The organism is Mycetocola sp. JXN-3, from assembly GCF_014522285.1.
GTDB lineage: Bacteria > Actinomycetota > Actinomycetes > Actinomycetales > Microbacteriaceae > Mycetocola > Mycetocola saprophilus.
This window is the reverse complement of sequence record NZ_CP041635.1, coordinates 2367041-2385705: the sequence shown is the minus strand read 5'-3', so window position 1 is coordinate 2385705 and position 18665 is coordinate 2367041. Positions and strand designations below refer to the sequence as shown.

Below are 18665 nucleotides of genomic sequence, written 5' to 3'. Positions count from 1 at the left end.
TCCCCGCAAGGAAGCTTTTCTATGTCCAAGCAGCTGCACTTCAACGCCTTCGAAATGAACACCGTGAGCCACATCAATCACGGTCTCTGGGTGCACCCCGACAACCGCCGTCACGAGTACACCGACATCGAGTACTGGGTTGAGACCGCCCAGCTGCTCGAGCGCGGCCTGTTTGATGCGATGTTCATCGCCGACGTGGTGGGCACCTATAACGTGTATCGCGGAAGCCGGGATGCGGCGGTTGAGCGCGGCATCCAGATCCCCAATAACGATCCCTACCTGATCGTCCCGGCCATGGCTGCGGCCACCAGGGATCTGGGCTTCGCGGTGACCTTTGCCACCACCTATGAGTCGCCCTTCGCCAACGCCCGCCGCCTCTCGACCCTCGACCACCTGACCAAGGGCCGCCTGGCCTGGAACGTGGTGACCGGCTATCTGCCCGATGCGGCCAAGAACTTTGGGCTCAGCGAGCAGGTCACCCACGACGTGCGCTACGAGGTGGCCGAGGAATTCCTCGATGTGTCCTACAAGCTGTGGGAGGGTTCCTGGGACCGGGATGCGGTGATCCGCGACCGCGAGCGGGCGATCTACACCAACCCGCGCGGGGTGCACGAGATCGGCCACGTGGGCAAGTACTTCACCGTGGACGGTCCGCACCTGTCCGAGCCGAGCCCGCAGGGCACCCCGGTGATCTACCAGGCCGGATCCTCCGGCGCCGGCAAGCTGTTTGCCGCCAATAACGCCGAGGGCGTGTTTGTGTCCTCACGCACGCTCGCCGAGGTGGCCAAGAACGTGGCCGACCTGCGCGAGCTGACCGAGCAGGTGGGCCGCGGACGCGACGCGATCAAGGCGCTCGCCTCGATCAACATCGTGCTGGGCGAGACCGAGGCCGAGGCCAAGCGCAAAACCGAGGAGGTGCTGGCCCTGCGCGACGTGCACGGATACCTGGTGCACCTGGGTGGCGGCACCGGGATCGACTTCTCGGCCGTGGCCAACAACGAAAAGCTCGAATATAAGGGACGCGGACACATCGAATCCGCCGAGGCCGAGCACACCCGCGACGCGAAGGCCAACGGTGCCACCTCGATCATCGACAAGCTCAACGACCCCCGCGGCGACGAGTTCTTCGTCTCGGGCACCGTGGAGCAGGTGGCCGACCGGATCGAGGAGATCGCCGAGGTCACCGGCGTCGACGGATTTAACCTGGTGCAGTACCTCTCCCCGGGAACCTTCACCGACGTGGTTGAGCTGCTGGTGCCCGAGCTGCAAAAGCGCGGCCGTTACCGCACCGAGTACACCGAGCACACCCTGCGCGAGCGACTGTTCCCGGGTCAGGGCAGCCAGCTGCCGGACACCCACCCCGCGGCCGCCTATCGCGGTGCCTTCGGGGATAAGTAGTCGTCACCGCGGTTCCACTTCCCTCAATCCCTCGGAGATTCCCATGAGCACGCCCACCTCGTCCCACGCCGCCCGCGAGACCGACACCGCCTTGGCCGGGGCATCCGCGCGCCTGGCCGCCGCCGCGCACCGGCGCGATCTGCACGCGCGTTTCGCGCCGGTATTCGCCCGGATCGCCGCCGAGTCGGCGACCCGGGAAGCCGAGCGCACCCTGCCCTTCGATCAGGTTGAGTGGCTGCGGGATGCGGGGTTCCTGGCGGTGCAGGTCCCGGTCGAGTTTGGCGGGCTGGGGGCCTCCACCGTGGAGTTCTTCGAGCTGTTGGTGTTGCTCGCCGAGGCCGATTCCAACCTGCCCCAGCTCCTGCGTGCTCACTTCACCACGGTGGAGTCCTGGCTCGTGCGCGAACCCGGCGAGCGCCGCGCGTTCTGGTTGCGGCAGATCGCCGGCGGCGCGGTGTTTGGTAACGCGACCCATGAACGTTCCGCCGCCGCGGTGGGCACCTATCAGACCACCCTGAGCCGCGAGAACGGCCGGGCACGGCTGGACGGCACCAAGCACTACAGCACCGGGTCGATCTATGCCGACTGGATCCTGGTAACCGCGACCGATGCCCAAACCGGCGAACAGGTATCGGTCACGGTGGCCGCCGACGCCGCGGGTGTGGATCGCCGCGACGACTGGGACGGGTTCGGGCAGCGCCTCACCGGGAGCGGGACCACGGTGTTCACAAACGTGACCATCGATCCCGAGCACATCGATGTGGCCCACGCATCCACGCCCAGCCACATCACCGGGTTCCTGGAGCTTGTGCTGCTGGCGAGCATCGCCGGTATCGGGCGGGCCGCCCTGCGCGATGCGCGGGACTTTGTCGCCTCCCGTACCCGCGTTTACAGCCAGGGGGTGGGGACCAGTGCCCGCGAGGATCCGCTGGTGCAGCAGGTGATCGGGCAGATTTCCGGGCTGGTGTTCGCCGCCGAGTCTGCGGTGCTTGCCGCCGCGGCCGAGGTGGGGGAGGCCTCGGACCTGGCCCTGTTCGAGGCGGCGAGCGCCGCGGATTCGGCGCGGGAGCTGCCCGCGGAGTCCACCCGGGCAATCCGTGCCGCCGAGACCGCGGCGATCCGCGCCCAGCTCCAGGTTCCCGACCTGGTGCTGCGGGCGACCACCGCGCTGTTTGAGGTGGGCGGAGCCTCGGCCACCGCACGCGAGCGCAACCTCGACCGGCACTGGCGCAACGCCCGCGTGCTCTCCTCCCATAACCCGGTGATCTATCAAGCCCGCGCCCTGGGTGATGACCTGCTGAACGGCGACGGCCTGCTGTTCACCTGGGCCACCGGTGAGGGCACCCCCACCTCCGCCTAACCGGGGGAACAGGTTCGGGATGGAGTCGCGGCGAGAACGTCGCCACGCGACGGTGATCCCGGTTCGACGCGGACGATCTCGACCCCCAATCGAACGTTCGGGATTGTCCCGGCTAGCATCCAGGCGCCGGGGTTACCCTAGTGTTCATGCCCGAGATCTCCGCCCCCGGTTTCGCCTCTCGCGCGACCCCCGGGGACACCGGATCGGGCCCCCTCGATCTCCTCCCGGATCCGCGCCAACTAGCCCGATTCGACCGTGAAGTTGCCCTGCGCGCGGCCGCCATCGCCGCGCTCGCCGCCGTGGTGCTGGCTGGGGCGATGATCGGCCTTGACCTCTTCCTGGCCGAACCCACTGCCCCGTTCCCGGACGATGCCCAAAACACCATCGTCCTGATCCCCGCCACCGTGCTGGGGGCGATCATCAGCGTGTGGGGCGCGCGCAGCGTGGAGCGCCGCCGCGGCGGGTTTACCCCGCTGGTGCCGCTGACCACCCTGGCCCTGGGCCTGGCCGTATCCACCCCGTACCTGATCCTTCCGGTGATATCCACGGTGAGCGCGGGACAACCCAGCCGTCGGGCGATCTTCTCGCTGGGGATGGCCGTGGTGGTCTGGCTGCTCGTGGGCCTGGCCTATCGCCGCGCCACCCGGCTCCCCGATACGCCGACTCGGCGCATCGCCGGGCGCACGATCCTGGTGCTGGTCGCGCTGCTGGTGGCGATTCTGCTGTGTACCACGCTGGGCGCCCCGATGTCGTTTTTCGCGTTCCTGCTGCTGACCCCCGGTTACGCGATTGCGCCGTTCCTGTTTGTGGGACTCTTCGCCTGGGCGGGCATCCTCGCCGGGCGTGATCGTCGCGGCGCGGTTCCCGGCCTGGCGATGCGGACCCTGGCATCGGGCACGCTGATCCTGCTGGCTCTGGTGTGCGGGGCGGCCGCCTGGGTCGGGTTCCAACGAGTCGCGACGCGTGAGCTGGTGGGCCTGGACCTGATCGATACCACCCCCGCCACGGTGCCGCACATGGATCTGAGCCCGGTGCGCATGCTGGCGCTGATCGTTCTGGTGGCCGCCCTGCTGGCGTTGCTGGCCCGACGGACGGCCGGGACCGCGGCCTTCCTGGTGGTCTCGGCCCTACTGGCGCTGATCATCGTGCCGCTCAGCTTCCACACCGAGGAACCCTCGGCTCGGCAGAGCGCGCCGGCAATGTTCACAACCGGGAGCGTGCCGGGGGTCTACGACGACCAGGCCACGCCGGCCCCGACGGTGGAACCCAAAAACATCACGGGTTCGCGCTCCAGCGTGCTCACCGAGGCGCAGTCCAAGCCCGGGACCGAACGGCACTATGAGGAGGCACAGGTGCCCGACGGCACGGTGATCGCCGGAATCGATCCCGAGGATCTGCAGACCCGGTTTGCCGATCTGGTGCAGTCCAGCGCCCGGGCCGTGGATCCCACCGCGGATCCCAAACCCGACATCGACACCGTATCCTGCGCCGACGGCAAGGGCGTCAGCTACGTCTGGAACTCCGACACCCTGAGCGCCGGCGCGGATAATCCGCGGGCAAACGCGCTGGCCCTGGTCAAGGTGGGCCAGGTGTGGAACGCCGCCGGTCACAACCTGCACGCGTTTGAGGTGGACCACCTCGACGCGGTGCGCTCGAGCGTGGGAATCGGCCAGAGCCTCAGCGCCCAGCGCCTCGCCGACCACGTGGTTCTGGGGATGACCAGCATCTGCGTGTCCACCCGATAGCTGAGTAATTCGTGCGGACGTGTGTCGCCAATGGTGCGCACGGCGCCCAGTTGCCGGTACTCTGGAGGGGTGTCTAACGTTGAAAACCCCTTCGGTCAGGTCCTCGTCGCGCTCGTCACTCCGTTCACCGCAGACGGTGAGGTGGACTGGCCCGGTGTCGAAAAGCACATCGACGATGTGATCACCGCGGGTGCCGACGGCATCGTTGTGACCGGCACCACGGGGGAGACCTCCACGCTGACCGACGCCGAGAAGCTGCGCCTGGTTGAGGTGGCACGTTCGGTGTCGAACGGCCGCGCGAAGATCATCACCGGTGGTGGCTCCAACGAGACCGCCCACGCGATCGAGCTGTACAAGGCCAGCGAGAAGGCCGGCGCCGACGGTGTCATGATCGTGACCCCGTACTACAACAAGCCCACCCAGGCCGGTGTGCTCACCCACTTCCGGATGATCGCCGACGCCACCGACCTCCCGGTCATCCTGTACGACATTCCCGGCCGTACCGGCATCCAGATCACGTACGACACCATTCTGCGGGCGGCCAAGCACCCCAACATCCTCGCCGTCAAGGATGCCAAGGGAGACTTCTCCGAGGTCAGCCGTGTGCTCAACCAGACCGACCTGCTCTACTTCTCCGGCGACGACGCCAACGCGCTCCCGCACCTCTCGATCGGCGCCTCGGGCCTGATCGGCGTGACCGCCAACATCGCCGCCACCCCCTACCGTCAGATCGTCGATGCCGTCAACGCCGGCGACCTGGCCACCGCAACCGCCGCACACAAGAGCCTCGAACCGCTCGTGCGCGCCGTGATGACCCACGTGCCCGGCACCGTTGCGGCCAAGTACATCCTGCAGGGACTCGGACGCATCGACAGCGCCCGCGTCCGCCTGCCCCTGGTGGGCCCCGAAGACTTCGAGGCAGCCAAGATTGAAGACGACCTCGCTCTGGTGGGCACCATTCCCGGTGTCGACCTGAGCAACTTCCGCCCCGACCGTAATGCTGCGGCCGGTGGCGCACTCCCGAAGGTGCACGGCACGACGCGCTAGTTCGCCAAGCTGCACTGCATCGCAATACACAACATGGCCGCGGAATAACACCGCTGCCCGATAAGGAGGGCGTATGCCCGTAACCGCCTACACCCCGCCGAAGCTCAAGAAGGGGACCCTGCGGGTCACCCCCATCGGCGGACTCGGTGAGGTCGGTCGCAACATGACCACCTTCGAAATCGATGGCAAGCTGCTGATCGTCGACTGTGGCGTGCTCTTCCCCGAGGAGCACCAGCCCGGCGTCGACGTCATCCTGCCCGATTTTGGCCCGATCAAGGACCGTCTTCAGGACGTGGTGGGCGTTGTGCTCACCCACGGCCACGAGGACCACATCGGTGCCGTCCCCTACCTGCTGCGTCTGCGTCAGGACATCCCGCTGATCGGCTCCGGCCTGACCCTCGCCCTCGTTGAGGCGAAGCTCAAGGAACACCGGATCAAGCCCTACACCCTGACCGTCAAGGAGGGCGAGACCGAGAAGCTGGGTCCGTTCGGCCTGGAATTCGTCGCGGTGAACCACTCGATCCCCGACGCCCTCGCGGTGTTCATCCGCACCGTGGCCGGTAACGTCCTGGTGACCGGTGACTTCAAGATGGACCAGCTGCCGCTGGATGGCCGGATCACCGACCTGCGTGCCTTCGCGCGTCTGGGCGAGGAGGGTGTGGACCTGTTCCTGCCCGACTCCACCAACGCCGAGGTTCCCGGCTTCACCTCGCCCGAGCGCGAGATCGGCCCGGTCCTCGCCTCGGTCATGGCCAAGACCCCCGGCAAGGTGGTGGTGGCATCGTTCTCGAGCCACGTGCACCGCGTGCAGCAGGTCCTGGATGCCGCCCACCAGAACGGCCGTCGCGTCGCGCTGCTGGGTCGCTCGATGGTGCGCAACATGACCATCGCCGCCGAGCTCGGGTACCTCAAGGTGCCGGACGGTGTGCTGATCGACTTCAAGAAGACCGCCGGCGTGCCGGACAACAAGATCGTCTTCATGTCCACCGGTTCGCAGGGCGAGCCGATGGCCGTGCTCAGCCGCATGGTCAACCGCGACCACCAGGTCGAGCCGCGCGAGGGCGACACCGTGATCCTGGCCTCGAGCCTGATCCCGGGTAACGAGAACGCCGTCTACCGCATCATCGATGGGCTGACCAAGCTCGGTGCCAACGTCGTCCACAAGGGCAACGCTCGCGTGCACGTCTCGGGCCACGCCTCGGCCGGTGAGCTGCTGTACTGCTACAACATCCTGAAGCCCAAGAACGTGCTGCCCGTTCACGGTGAGCACCGTCACCTGTTTGCCAACGGCAAGCTGGCCAACCAGACCGGTGTGCCCGAGAAGAACACCATCCTCGGTGAGGATGGCACGGTTGTGGACCTGCGCGACGGCGTCGCCCGGGTGGTCGGCCAGCTCGACCTCAAGTTTGTCTACGTAGACGGCAAGACCGTCGGCGAGATCACCGAGGACGACCTGCACGACCGCCGTGTACTCGGCGAGGAGGGCTTCATCTCCATCGTGGTGGCCGTGGATCTGAAGAACGGAAAGATTCTTTCCGGACCGCAGATCTCCGCTCGCGGATTCGCCGAGGACCCCCGCGTCTTCGACAAGGTGCGTCCCAAGCTGGTTCAGGCCCTCAACGACGCCCTCTCCAACGGCACCCGCGACACGCACGCCCTGAGCCAGATCGTGCGCCGCACGACCGGGCGCTGGGTCGCCACCTCGCTGCGTCGCCGGCCGATGATTGTGCCGCTGGTGGTAGACGCCGGCTAGGCAACATCGCAATAGTTATCTCGTCACGGGCGGGTGTTCTTCACGGAGAGCACCCGCCCGTGACGTGATTTGGGGGGTCGTGATCCTCCGCGCGGCGCAGGGCACCTCATGCCGCACACTGCTAGTTTCAAGAGGAAACACCAGGTATGCCAGGGGGAAATCCGGCAGCGTCATATGCGCCTGGCCATCGCCCCGCTCACATCCGGGGCCTATTTTTTGAGGAGTACCCGTGGGGGTCTGGCGTCGTTGGATTTTTCCGAGCCTAAGAATTGTTGTGTTTGCGGCGATTGCTATCGCCCTGGTGAAGATCGCATTTTTCCCCGATCAAGATACCGGGCGTGAGGCGATCGCTCCGACCGGCAACATTGATGACCAGGTTGTCAGTGTGAGCACGGGCAATATCGCCAACCAGATCGAGCTGTCGGCCACCGTCGTGGCCGATCCAGCGGTTCCCGCCCGCGGAACCCTGGCCGGAGAGATCTCCGAGCTGCACGTCAAGGAGGGGGCCAAGGTGGCCGCGGGGGCGGTGATCGCCACGGTGCGAAAGGAGATCGAGCAGGAGCCGATCGTCCGCACCGACGCCGAGGGTAACACCACCACCACGACGCCCGCGCCCAAGTACCGCACCGCCCAGGTCACCGCACCGGCCGCCGGTATCGTGAGCTCGCTGCCGATGGTGGTGGGTCAGTCAGTGGCCATCGGCGACCCGGTCGCCCAGGTGGCACCCGACTCCTTCTCGGTGACCGCGACCATCGATCCCGCACAGCGATTCCGGCTGACCGAGGAGCCCACCGAGGCCCGGGTCTCGGTGACCGGTGGTCCCGATGAGTTCACCTGCACCGCTCTGCGCATCATCACCCCGCTGGAGGGTCAGTCCAGCACCCCCGAGAACCCGGGTTCCGGCGCGGCCCCCAGCGGCCCGACCGTGCGCTGCGCGGTCCCCGGAGACGTGCGCGTGTTCGCGGGCCTGGGCGGCAAGCTGATGCTGCCCGGTGGGTCGGCCGAGAACGCCCTGCTGCTGCCGGTTACCGCGGTCAAGGGCAGCTCTCAGGGCGGCACCGTCTGGGTGGTAACCGCCGACGGAACCCAGGAAAAGCGCGAGGTCAAGCTGGGCCTCAACGACGGCCGACAGGTGCAGATCACCGAGGGCCTCGCCGAGGGCGACAGCGTGCTGGAGTTCATCCCGGTGGAGGATCCCACCAACCCCGGCGGCGGCGCCGGCGAGGACTGCTTTGAGCAGCCCGACGGCAGCATCGCCTGCTCGACCTCCCAGGAGGGATAGTGAGCCTCCTGCACCTGGAGCGGGTCACCCGAGCGGTGCGCCTGCCCGATGACACCATCCTGCCCATCCTGCACGACGTGAGCCTGAGCGTGAGCTCGGGGGAGCGGGTATCAATCGTGGGGCGTTCGGGATCGGGCAAGTCCACCCTGCTCAACATCCTGGGCCTGTTAGACAACCCCACCACCGGTACCCTGCACTTTGACGGGCAGGACGTATCCCGCCTCTCTCAGCGCCGCCGCGACCGGCTGCGGGGCGACAACGTGGGCTTCGTGTTTCAGCAGTTCAATCTGCTGGAGGGACGAACGGCCCTGGAAAACGTGCTGATGCCGCTGATGTACTCGCACGGGCGTGAGTTTTGGCGTCGCACCCGCATCGCCACCGAGATGCTCGAGCGGGTGGGGCTGGGGCACCGCCTCGCCTCCCTGCCCGGTAGCCTGTCCGGTGGTGAGCAGCAGCGCGTGGCGATCGCCCGCGCCCTGGTTCGCCGTCCGCGACTGATCCTCGCCGATGAGCCCACCGGCGCCCTGGACCTGGAAACCGGGAACAGTGTGATGGCGCTGATGGATGAGATCGTGCACGAGGACGGTGCCGCGCTGGTCACGATCACCCATGACTCGGCGATCGCCGCCCGAAGTGACCGCCATTTCCGGCTGGACCATGGGGTCCTGACCTCCGAGACCCTGGTTCCCGTCGCGGCCGCATCGGTACTGCCCGCGGCTCCGGCGAGCACCGCGGCCCCGCTGAACCCCACGACGCCGGAGGCCACCGCATGAACGGCTTCTTCGCCGGCATCGTCGGCGCCTTTTCCGATGCCGCCCAGGAGGTGCGGGTCCATCGTGGGCGCGTGCTGCTCTCCCTCGTCGGGGTGGCCGCGGCGGTCACCGCGCTCACGGTATCGATGGCGTTTGCCGACATCGCCGAGCGCACGGTGGTCGAGCAGATGGAAACCTATACCGGACGCCCCACCACCCTGGATCTCACCGCATCGCCCACGGACGAGCCCCGTATCGACCAGGTCGAGCGGTTGGAGAGCGCCTGGTTTGACGTGATGAAGCGATCGGACATCACCCACGCCACCCGTGATAGCAACGCCTCGGCGCGGATGCGATTCAGCGATGGCGCCCAGGATGTGCAGCTTCAGCTTGTGGACCAGTCGTACGCGGTGATGCGCCACCTGCGCATGCTGGAGGGGACCTGGTTCGCCCCCGGAGACAGCGAGCGATTGGCACCGGCCCTGGTGGTGAGCCGCAATATGTACGAGATGCTGGGGTCCCCAGACCTGCGCACCCACCCCACGATCGTCAGCCCCGGCCTCGGCAACGCGCGCCTGGTGATCATCGGCGTCTATGACGGGCCGATCTATGAGGGGATGCCGCCCGAAGCGAAAATCCTCACGGCCTCATTCCGTCAGGTGGCACCCGAGAAGGACGTGCTGACGGCGGCCAGCGGCACCCGCTACCAGATGTGGGTTCCGCAGGACATCGGGGACGAACTGGGCAAGCGCATCAAACAGTCCATCGCCGGAGCGCTGGGGGACGGGTTCCTCGTCGAGGTCTATAACAACAACCAGGGTGGGATGGATCCCAGCCAGGATCCCACGGTCATCTTCCGCCTGCTCTCGCTCGGGATCGGCGCGATCATTCTCACCCTGGGTGCCCTGGGCCTGGTCAACATCGCGATCGTCTCGGTGCGCCAGCGGGTGCGCGAGATCGGCGTGCGCCGTTCCTTCGGGGCGAGCACCGGCCGGGTGTTCTTCTCGGTCATGATGGAGAGTGTGGTCGCCACGGTGGTTGCCGGATTTGTCGGGGTGATGATCGCGATCCTGATCATGCGCATCCCCGCCGTTTACGGGATATTCACCGGCGGAGCGGTGGGTACCGGTGCCCCGGCCTTCCCGGTGGGGGCCGCGGTGACCGGCATGGTCGCGGCGACAATCGTGGGGGCGCTGGCCGGCCTCATCCCGGCGATCATCGCGACCCGGGTCAAGGTCATCGACGCCCTGCGGTACTAGCGTTCGTACCGAGCATCGCGATCGCAGAAATCCGCGGGATCACCAGGCAGGAAACGCCGCGTGATTCCGCGGATTTCCGCGTCAATCCCGGAAAAAATCGGTGGGGAGCAGTACCGTAGAGAACATGGCTACCCGTTCCACACCCACCGGACCGCGCAAGAAGTCGACCACCACGTCGGCCACCGCGCGGAGCGGTAGTGCGCGCACCACCGCCGGCGCCTCGGCCAAATCTGGCAAGGGTGCCGCGGCAAAACCCGCGACCGCGACCACCAAGGTCGCGTCCTCGCGCGCGTCCAAGACCGCGCAAACCCCGACCGTGGCATTCCCCACCGAGTCCTCACGCAACCCGATTGCGGTGGCCTGGATGGCGCTCGCCCACGTGGTCGGCGGTGCCTTCCGCGCCTTCGGCAGCGAAAAACTGGAGCCCGAGGAGCGCCGCGACGGCGTGCCGTTCTTGTTTTTCCTGCTCGCGGTGATCGGTGCCGCGGTGGTCTGGTTCGGCGTGAACAACCCGGTGGCCCAGAACCTCAACGCGTGGAGCTTTGGCGGACTGGTGGGCCAGGTGGCCTTCGCGATGCCGGTGATCCTGATCCTGCTGGCGCTGTGGCTGTTCCGCAATCCCAGCTCGGTGCACGATAACGGGCGCATCGGCATCGGTCTGTCCATCGCGCTGATCTCGGTGACCGGGCTCTGCCACACCTTCTCCTCGCTGCCCGATCCCAGCCAGGGCCTGCCCGCCCTGGCGGCGGCCGGTGGCCTGATCGGCTGGATGATCGGCGGTCCGCTGACCTTCCTCCTCACCCCGATCGGCTCGGGCATCGTGCTTTCGCTGGTCCTGGCGCTCAGCCTGCTGATCATCACCAAGACCCCGCCGAACCGCATCGGTGCGCGTCTCAAGGAACTCTACGGCTGGCTGTTTGGTGCCGATGTGCACACCGAGCCGCGCGCGAAGGCCGACGCCTCGACGGCTTCGGCCGCAGCCGCCGGCGACTCGGACATCGAGGACGATCCGATCGCCGATCCCAACATGCTGCCCTGGTGGCGTCGCAACTCCTCCAAGCGTGAGGAGGCACCCGAGACCACGGCCCCGTCCGATTCCGATGCGCTCACCGAGCTGCTGGGTGGCACCACCCGCGGTGGCTTTGACAGCGCGCTGGAGCCCGAGGTTGTGGCTCCGGTCCCCGACAACACCGCCGGCCAGACCGAAGCTATCGCCCACCTCGCCGCCGCCGAGGCCGCCCTGGACGGCTACGCCGCCGCCGGTGCCTCGAGCGGGCTGCGGGAGGACGACGCGACCGACCAGACCGAAATCCTGCCGGACCTCACCTCGGTGGCGCTGCGCGACGGTTCGGACACCGGGGAACTCGCCCGCGGCGGCATCCCCGATGTCCAGAGCGGTCCCTATCAGCTGCCCTCGGCACAGTCCCTCTCGGCGGGCACCCCGCCCAAGGCGCGCTCGGCCGCCAACGACGCGATCGTCGCCGCGATCACCGAGGTGTTCGCCCAGTTCAAGGTGGATGCCAAGGTCACCGGCTTTAGCCGTGGCCCGACGGTGACCCAGTACGAAATCGAGGTGGGTCCCGGCGTCAAGGTTGAGCGGATCACCGCGCTGCAGAACAACATCGCCTATGCGGTGGCCTCCAACGAGGTCCGCATCCTCGCCCCGATTCCCGGTAAGTCGGCGATCGGTGTGGAGATCCCCAACACCGACCGCGAGATCGTCTCCCTCGGCGACGTGCTGCGCTCCCCGGTGAACGTCAAGGCCACCCACCCGATGACCATCGGCGTGGGTAAGGACGTCGGCGGTGGGTTTGTGGTGGCAAACCTCGCCAAGATGCCCCACCTGCTGGTGGCCGGATCCACCGGTTCGGGTAAGTCCTCGTTTGTGAACTCGATGATCACCAGCCTCCTGATGCGCGCGACGCCGCAGGAGGTCCGGATGGTCCTGATCGACCCCAAGCGCGTGGAGCTTGCGCCCTATGCGGGCATCCCGCACCTGATCACCCCGATCATCACCAACGCCAAGAAGGCCGCCGAGGCGCTGCAGTGGGTCGTCAAGGAAATGGACATGCGCTACGACGATCTGGCAAGCTTCGGCTTCCGCCACATCGACGACTTCAACCGTGCGGTCCTGGGCGGCGAGATCGTGCTGCCCGCCGGTTCCGAGCGTGTGCTCAAGCCCTACCCGTATCTTCTGGTCGTGGTGGACGAGCTCGCCGACCTGATGATGGTGGCCCCGCGCGACGTGGAGGACTCGATCGTGCGAATCACCCAGCTGGCACGTGCTTCGGGTATCCACCTGGTGCTGGCCACCCAGCGTCCCTCGGTGGACGTGGTCACCGGTCTGATCAAGGCCAACGTTCCCTCGCGCCTCGCGTTCGCCGTAACCTCGGTGACCGACTCCCGCGTGATCCTCGACCAGCCCGGTGCCGATAAGCTCATCGGCCAGGGTGACGCCCTGTTCATGCCGATGGGTGCCTCCAAGGCGCTGCGCGTCCAGGGTGCCTGGGTCAACGAGGACGAGATCGAAAAGGTTGTGCACCACGTCACCGCCCAGGCGCGTCCCGACTACCGCAAGGACGTCGAGGCCGTGATCGAGAAGAAGGAGGTCGACGCGGATATCGGCGATGACCTCGAGCTGCTGTGCGAGGCCGTCACCCTCGTGGTCGGCACCCAGTTCGGCTCGACCTCGATGCTGCAGCGCAAGCTCCGCGTGGGCTTCGCCAAGGCCGGGCGTCTGATGGACCTGATGGAGTCCCGCGACATCGTGGGACCCTCCGAGGGATCCAAGGCCCGCGATGTCCTGGTGACCGCCGAGCAGCTGCCCGGGACCCTGGCGCTGCTGCGCGGGGAGACTCCGCCGCCCGCCGCCACTGCTGCGCCGGCGGCTCCCGCCGCGCCGTCTGCTCCGGCCAGCGCGGCCCCGGCCGGCCTGCCGCTGCCGGGCCCGGTGGATGACGATGCCCCCAGCCACACCGCCGCGGCACCCGCCGTGGATGACCGCTACGCGGATGACCCGGTCGAGAAGCAGTTCGAGGGGTATCCGGTGGTCAACGCCGATGACGAAGACGGCGAAGACGCCTGGGGACTGACGGGACGAGACTGACATGACCACACCCACACCGGCCACCGTGCCCTCCAACTGGAACGTACCCAACGCGATCACCGTGTTCCGGATCCTGCTGGCCCCCCTCTTTATCTGGTGGGTGCTGGCGGATGACGGTGCCGATGGACCGCTGCGCTGGTGGGCCGCGGGACTGTTTATCTTTGCCATCGCCACCGACGGCATCGACGGGGCCATCGCCCGTCGCACCGGTCAGGTGACCGATCTGGGCAAGCTCCTGGATCCGATCGCCGATAAGGTCCTCACCGGTGGCGCACTGGTAGCCCTTTCGATCATCGGTGAGCTGCCGGTGTGGGTGACCGTGATCGTGCTGGTGCGCGAGATCGGGATCACCGTGCACCGGATGATCGTGGTCAGCGACCACGTGGTTGCCGCCGCCTGGATGGGCAAGCTCAAGACCGTGGCCCAGGCGGTCGCAATCTCGCTGGCCCTGCTGCCCTTCCCGATGCTGCTGGGCGACTGGGTCAACGTGGTAAACATCATCACGATGACCATTGCCGTGCTACTCACCATCGCCAGCGGCATCGACTACGTCATCACCGAGATTCGCGGACGCGCCCGCCGATGACCGGGCACCCCGCGTCTCCGGCGGAGCCGACCGATGCCCGGGCGGCGGAGTCTGGAGACGCTCGGTCTCGGGAAGCCGAGCTAGCCGACGTCGTGGCCTGCGGCTACAGCATCGCCGTGGCCGAGTCGCTGACCGGCGGGCTGGTACTCGCCTCGATCGTCTCGGTTCCCGGAGCCTCGGCGGTATTGCGCGGGGGAGTGGTCGCCTATGACACCGAGCTCAAGCACCGCGTGCTCGGGGTGGACGCGGTGCTGCTGGCCGAATTCGGGCCGGTGGATCCCCGGGTGGCCGAGCAGATGGCCCGCGGGGCTCGGCGAATCGGAACCACCGCGGCGGGCGAGGCGCAGATCGGTGTTTCGACCACGGGGGTCGCCGGACCCACTCCGGATCCGCAGACCGGTACCCCGGTGGGAACCGTCTTTATCGGGATCAGTAGCGTCCGTGGTGATCGCTCGATCGCGGTGCACGCCCGCGGTGATCGCGCGCAGATTCGCGAGTGGAGCGTGCGGGAGGCGATCCGCGCGGTGCTTGAAGAAGCCCGGATTCTCGGGGAACACGCCCATTCCTGAAGATTCGCCGATAACCTGGAATAGACCCCCGGGGGGCTGGGTTATATTCGGTGTCAACAAATGTGCGGCAAGATCTCACCGATTCCGGGGTTTCCCAGGGAACGGTGTAGTAATCTAAATCATCCCTCGGGTTAATCGATCCGGGGTCGCACGGCAGAAAGGGAGGCCCCAATGGTACTCGTACGTCAGGAAATCGGCGACGTTCTTCGTGACTTCCGCCTGCAGAAGGGACGCACTCTGCGTCAGGTTGCGGGCAAGGCCAGCGTGGCTCTCGGCTACCTCAGCGAGGTTGAACGTGGTCAGAAGGAGGCTTCCAGCGAGATTCTCGCCTCGGTAGCCGACGCGCTCGACACCCCCATCTCAGTCATCATGCGCGAGGTTGGTGATCGCCTGGCGATCATCGAGGGCCTCGCGCCGATCCCGGACACCATTCCGGAGAGCTTCACGGCCGACATCGAAGCCGAACTCGCGATTCGCTAGTCCCGCCGGCACAACACCCCGCACGAATTCGTGCGGGGTGTTTGCGTTGACGGGCATCGTCTCCTCGGTGTGGGCCGAGGGTGTGCTGAATGAGTGCCGAGGCGTGTGGGGGCAGGGTCGGGGGAGTTGGGTAGGCTAAACGGGTGAAAAATAGCGAACTGCGCCATGCGATTGCCGCCGAGTTTGGTGCCGGATACGGCGGCGTGCTGATGCGCGACCTGGCGCTGCGAGACCTCGATGGCCGTACCGGAGACGCGGCACTGTCGGCCGGGGTTCCCGCACGCGATGTGTGGCTGGCGCTGTGCCGAGAGAACGAGGTGCCGCGCGAGCGCTGGGACGGCGTGCGCCTGCCCGCTCCGCGGGACTAGGTAAACGATCCGAAAACTCATTCGACACGCCGCGGGCAATATCTCGAACATTCGTTCGGATCGGCGTATGCTCCTACACAGGACGAAATCTTCGGATTGTTATCCACAATAGGACCGCAGCTCGACCCGGTGTCGGAGGGTGATCCTAGAGTCGAAGCAACCGGAGCAGATCGCTCCAGCCTTGTTCACCGAGGGCGTGCCGGTGGTGCTGAAGTCAGCACCACGCGGGCACACGGCATCCAGATGTCGCCTCGGGACAGTATGTAGGCGCATCACCCACGAACGTAGCGCGCAGCCGCTACCGAGACGAAAGAGAGACGGCCATGGCTTCACCCACGGATCGCGAAAAAGCACTCGAAACCGCCCTTGCCCAGATTGACCGCCAGTTCGGTAAGGGCTCGGTTATGCGCCTCGGCAGCGATGAGCGCGCCCCCGTAGAAATCATCCCCACCGGCTCGATCGCCCTGGACGTTGCGCTCGGCGTGGGAGGTCTGCCCCGCGGCCGCATCATCGAGATCTACGGCCCGGAATCCTCGGGTAAGACAACGCTGACCCTGCACGCCATCGCCAACGCCCAGCGCCAGGGCGGCATCGCCGCCTTCATCGATGCCGAGCACGCCCTCGACCCCGAGTACGCCAAGAAGCTGGGTGTCGACATCGACGCGCTGCTGGTTTCTCAGCCCGACACCGGTGAGCAGGCGCTGGAAATCGCCGACATGCTGATCCGCTCGGGCTCGATCGACCTGGTAGTCATCGACTCCGTGGCCGCCCTGGTGCCTCGCGCCGAGATCGAGGGTGAGATGGGAGACTCGCACGTGGGTCTGCAGGCCCGACTGATGTCGCAGGCGCTGCGCAAGATCACCGGTGGCCTCAACCAGACCAAGACCACCGCGATTTTCATCAACCAGCTGCGTGAGAAGATCGGTGTGTTCTTCGGTAGCCCGGAGACCACCTCCGGTGGTAAGGCGCTGAAGTTCTACGCCTCGGTTCGCCTCGACATCCGTCGCATCGAGACCCTCAAGGACGGTTCGGACGCCGTGGGTAACCGTACCCGCGTCAAGGTGGTCAAGAACAAGATGGCTCCGCCCTTCAAGCAGGCCGAGTTCGACATCCTCTACGGTGTGGGTATTTCCCGCGAGGGCAGCCTGATCGACTTCGGTGTCGAGCACGGTCTGGTCAAGAAGTCCGGTTCCTGGTACACCTACGACGGAGACCAGCTGGGCCAGGGTAAGGAAAACGCCCGTAACTTCCTGATCAACAACCCCGATATCGCCGCCGACATCGAGAACAAGCTGCTGGCAAAGCTCGGCATCGGCGCGGCCGGTGCTCAGGCCAAGGCCGATGCTGCCGCCGCCGAGGCCGCGGCCGAAGCCAAGGCCACCGCCGCCAAGAACGCGCCCGCCGCCCCGGCGAGCGAGGCACCGGCGGTAGCGCTCAAGCGCGGCGCCTAGTCCCATGGTCCGCTTCATCGATGAGGGGCCTTCCTCGGAAGGCTCCGAAACCGAGAACGGTGGGCCCTCACGTTTCGGCGGGGCCGCCGGCGTATCCTCCCTCGGGTCTTGGCCCTCCTCGCGTTCGCGCGGGGAGGCCTCGGCCGAGGAGCGGGACGCCGCGGCCCCGTCGGCGTTTGCCCCCACCTTCGCGCCCGCCTGGGGCGTGACACCAACACCCCCAGAGTCGACCCAGGGTTTCGCGGCGGCGTCGGATTCGCGAGAGTCTCCGGGCTCCTCGGTGCCCGCGGAACATTCGGATTCGGAACATTCGGATTCGGAACCTTCGGATTCGGAACCTTCGGATTTGGTGTCCTCAAAATCGGTGCCGTCGGACTTGGCGCCCTCGCATTCGGTGCCTTTGCACTCGGCACCTTCGGATTCGACGTCTGCTGAGCCCGCGGCATCAGCCTCGGCTCACCCGACCTTCGCCCCGGCCTGGGGTGCACCGAACCGCGTCACCCCATTGCCTGAAGCGGCGGTGACTGACGAGGCAGTGATTGGCGAGGCGGAGACTGGCGAGGCCGAGACTAGCGAGGCGGAGACCGAGGAGCCGCTGGCCCCGGTGATTTCACTGGGGAGGCGGCGGTCGGCACCGATACGCTCGGGTGCTCGCGAAGCGGATTCGGCCGCGGCCGAAAACGCGACCTCTTCGTCTGTCATCGCGGCATCGGTAGCGGCGGACACGGATGAGACCGGGAAACCTGCGGTACGCGCAATCGTCTCCGATCTCGCGACCCGGGCGCGCAAGACCATCGCCGCCGATTCGGCAGATCCGGCCGCATCGGCCGTCGTGCCCGCGCATACGGCGGCCTTCGAGGAGTATCCCGACAGCGAGATTCCCAGCTTCTCCACCCGTTTCGGTCTGGACGACAACACGGACGAGGAAGACTTCGAGGATGACGGCGAGTCCGAGGAAGTGGAGGAGGAGTTTGTTCCGCCCACCTTCGAGGAGGCCGTGGAACTTCTTGTGCGTCGGCTTGCCCGCTCGGCGCTGAGCCGGGCCGAGGTGATTTCCGAGGTCGAGCGGCTGGGCTTGGAAAACGACGGTGCCGAAGCCGTGGCCGAACGTCTGGACGAACTTGGCTATCTGGATGATGCGGTGCTGGCCGAACAGCTCAAGCACTCCCTCTACGATCGAAAGGGTAAGTCCCGCCAGGTGGTGGCCCGGGAAATGGCGCAGCGGAAGATCCCAAACGAGGTCATTCAGGACGCCCTGGCCGAGGTTGCCGATGACGACGAGCTTTCCGCCGCCACCGCGCTGGCCAAGAAGCGGGTCGGGCAGATGAGCTCGATCGATGATGCCGCCGCCGAACGTCGCCTCACCGGCTTCCTCGCCCGTCGGGGATACCCCGGATCAATCGTGCGCGAAGCCGTGCGGGCGGCACTGGCAACCCGTGGGTCCCGCGGACGCGTGACCTTCCGGTAGGGAGGCTTTCGGGGAAGGTTGGGCGTTGACCAGCCTTCCTC

Annotated in this window: 15 protein-coding genes; all 15 read left to right on the top strand. The window is 66.9% G+C overall.

Features of this window, described 5'->3' with window-relative positions:
- The first annotated feature begins 21 nt into the window (after nucleotides 1–21).
- Entirely contained in the window at nucleotides 22–1398 is a 1377-nt protein-coding gene (locus C7C57_RS10855) for an LLM class flavin-dependent oxidoreductase (RefSeq protein WP_043321267.1), read from the top strand.
- Between the two features lie 43 nt (nucleotides 1399–1441).
- Nucleotides 1442–2758 carry an acyl-CoA dehydrogenase family protein gene (locus tag C7C57_RS10850; RefSeq protein WP_187976430.1) on the top strand — a complete coding sequence of 439 codons (1317 nt, stop codon included), beginning with the start codon at nucleotides 1442–1444 and terminating at the stop codon, nucleotides 2756–2758.
- Nucleotides 2759–2904: 146 nt separating this feature from the next.
- Complete coding sequence (locus C7C57_RS10845) at nucleotides 2905–4503, top strand: hypothetical protein (RefSeq protein ID WP_187976429.1); 1599 nt, start codon at nucleotides 2905–2907, stop codon at nucleotides 4501–4503.
- 30 nt (nucleotides 4504–4533) lie between these two features.
- The gene (gene dapA, locus C7C57_RS10840) at nucleotides 4534–5550 is read left to right on the top strand and encodes a 4-hydroxy-tetrahydrodipicolinate synthase (protein WP_370581409.1); all 1017 of its coding nucleotides are present in this window, start codon (nucleotides 4534–4536) and stop codon (nucleotides 5548–5550) included.
- Between the two features lie 73 nt (nucleotides 5551–5623).
- Nucleotides 5624–7303, top strand: a complete 1680-nt coding sequence (locus C7C57_RS10835; RefSeq protein WP_030143043.1) for a ribonuclease J — start codon at nucleotides 5624–5626, stop codon at nucleotides 7301–7303.
- Nucleotides 7304–7577: 274 nt separating this feature from the next.
- The gene (locus tag C7C57_RS10830) at nucleotides 7578–8585 is read left to right on the top strand and encodes an efflux RND transporter periplasmic adaptor subunit (protein WP_187976428.1); all 1008 of its coding nucleotides are present in this window, start codon (nucleotides 7578–7580) and stop codon (nucleotides 8583–8585) included.
- Nucleotides 8585–9358 (top strand): ABC transporter ATP-binding protein, encoded by a 774-nt coding sequence (locus C7C57_RS10825; protein ID WP_187976427.1) that lies wholly within the window; start codon nucleotides 8585–8587, stop codon nucleotides 9356–9358. The genes C7C57_RS10830 and C7C57_RS10825 overlap by 1 nt, the downstream gene beginning before the upstream one ends.
- The gene (locus C7C57_RS10820; RefSeq protein ID WP_187976426.1) at nucleotides 9355–10596 is read left to right on the top strand and encodes an ABC transporter permease; all 1242 of its coding nucleotides are present in this window, start codon (nucleotides 9355–9357) and stop codon (nucleotides 10594–10596) included. The genes C7C57_RS10825 and C7C57_RS10820 overlap by 4 nt, the downstream gene beginning before the upstream one ends.
- A gap of 124 nt (nucleotides 10597–10720) precedes the next feature.
- A complete protein-coding gene (locus tag C7C57_RS10815) occupies nucleotides 10721–13702 on the top strand; it encodes a DNA translocase FtsK (RefSeq protein WP_187976425.1) in 2982 nt (993 codons plus the stop codon).
- Between the two features lies 1 nt (nucleotide 13703).
- Nucleotides 13704–14288 (top strand): CDP-diacylglycerol--glycerol-3-phosphate 3-phosphatidyltransferase, encoded by a 585-nt coding sequence (pgsA, locus tag C7C57_RS10810; RefSeq protein WP_187976424.1) that lies wholly within the window; start codon nucleotides 13704–13706, stop codon nucleotides 14286–14288.
- Nucleotides 14285–14857 carry a CinA family protein gene (locus C7C57_RS10805; protein ID WP_187976423.1) on the top strand — a complete coding sequence of 191 codons (573 nt, stop codon included), beginning with the start codon at nucleotides 14285–14287 and terminating at the stop codon, nucleotides 14855–14857. The genes pgsA and C7C57_RS10805 overlap by 4 nt, the downstream gene beginning before the upstream one ends.
- A 171-nt stretch (nucleotides 14858–15028) precedes the next feature.
- A complete protein-coding gene (locus C7C57_RS10800) occupies nucleotides 15029–15337 on the top strand; it encodes a helix-turn-helix domain-containing protein (protein WP_030143050.1) in 309 nt (102 codons plus the stop codon).
- 143 nt (nucleotides 15338–15480) lie between these two features.
- The gene (locus C7C57_RS10795; protein ID WP_187976422.1) at nucleotides 15481–15705 is read left to right on the top strand and encodes a DUF3046 domain-containing protein; all 225 of its coding nucleotides are present in this window, start codon (nucleotides 15481–15483) and stop codon (nucleotides 15703–15705) included.
- 323 nt (nucleotides 15706–16028) lie between these two features.
- Entirely contained in the window at nucleotides 16029–17156 is a 1128-nt protein-coding gene (gene recA, locus C7C57_RS10790; protein ID WP_043321270.1) for a recombinase RecA, read from the top strand.
- 520 nt (nucleotides 17157–17676) lie between these two features.
- Nucleotides 17677–18624 (top strand): regulatory protein RecX, encoded by a 948-nt coding sequence (locus C7C57_RS10785; protein ID WP_187976421.1) that lies wholly within the window; start codon nucleotides 17677–17679, stop codon nucleotides 18622–18624.
- Nucleotides 18625–18665 lie beyond the last annotated feature (41 nt).

Excerpts from the sequence above, each read along its gene's own strand:
- C7C57_RS10855 (WP_043321267.1), top strand. The coding sequence starts at position 22 with ATGTCCAAGCAGCTGCACTTCAACGCCTTCGAAATGAACACCGTGAGC.
- C7C57_RS10850 (WP_187976430.1), top strand. The coding sequence starts at position 1,442 with ATGAGCACGCCCACCTCGTCCCACGCCGCCCGCGAGACCGACACCGCC.
- C7C57_RS10845 (WP_187976429.1), top strand. The coding sequence starts at position 2,905 with ATGCCCGAGATCTCCGCCCCCGGTTTCGCCTCTCGCGCGACCCCCGGG.
- dapA (WP_370581409.1), top strand. The coding sequence starts at position 4,534 with ATGGTGCGCACGGCGCCCAGTTGCCGGTACTCTGGAGGGGTGTCTAAC.
- C7C57_RS10835 (WP_030143043.1), top strand. The coding sequence starts at position 5,624 with ATGCCCGTAACCGCCTACACCCCGCCGAAGCTCAAGAAGGGGACCCTG.
- C7C57_RS10820 (WP_187976426.1), top strand. The coding sequence starts at position 9,355 with ATGAACGGCTTCTTCGCCGGCATCGTCGGCGCCTTTTCCGATGCCGCC.
- C7C57_RS10815 (WP_187976425.1), top strand. The coding sequence starts at position 10,721 with ATGGCTACCCGTTCCACACCCACCGGACCGCGCAAGAAGTCGACCACC.
- pgsA (WP_187976424.1), top strand. The coding sequence starts at position 13,704 with ATGACCACACCCACACCGGCCACCGTGCCCTCCAACTGGAACGTACCC.
- C7C57_RS10805 (WP_187976423.1), top strand. The coding sequence starts at position 14,285 with ATGACCGGGCACCCCGCGTCTCCGGCGGAGCCGACCGATGCCCGGGCG.
- C7C57_RS10800 (WP_030143050.1), top strand. The coding sequence starts at position 15,029 with ATGGTACTCGTACGTCAGGAAATCGGCGACGTTCTTCGTGACTTCCGC.
- recA (WP_043321270.1), top strand. The coding sequence starts at position 16,029 with ATGGCTTCACCCACGGATCGCGAAAAAGCACTCGAAACCGCCCTTGCC.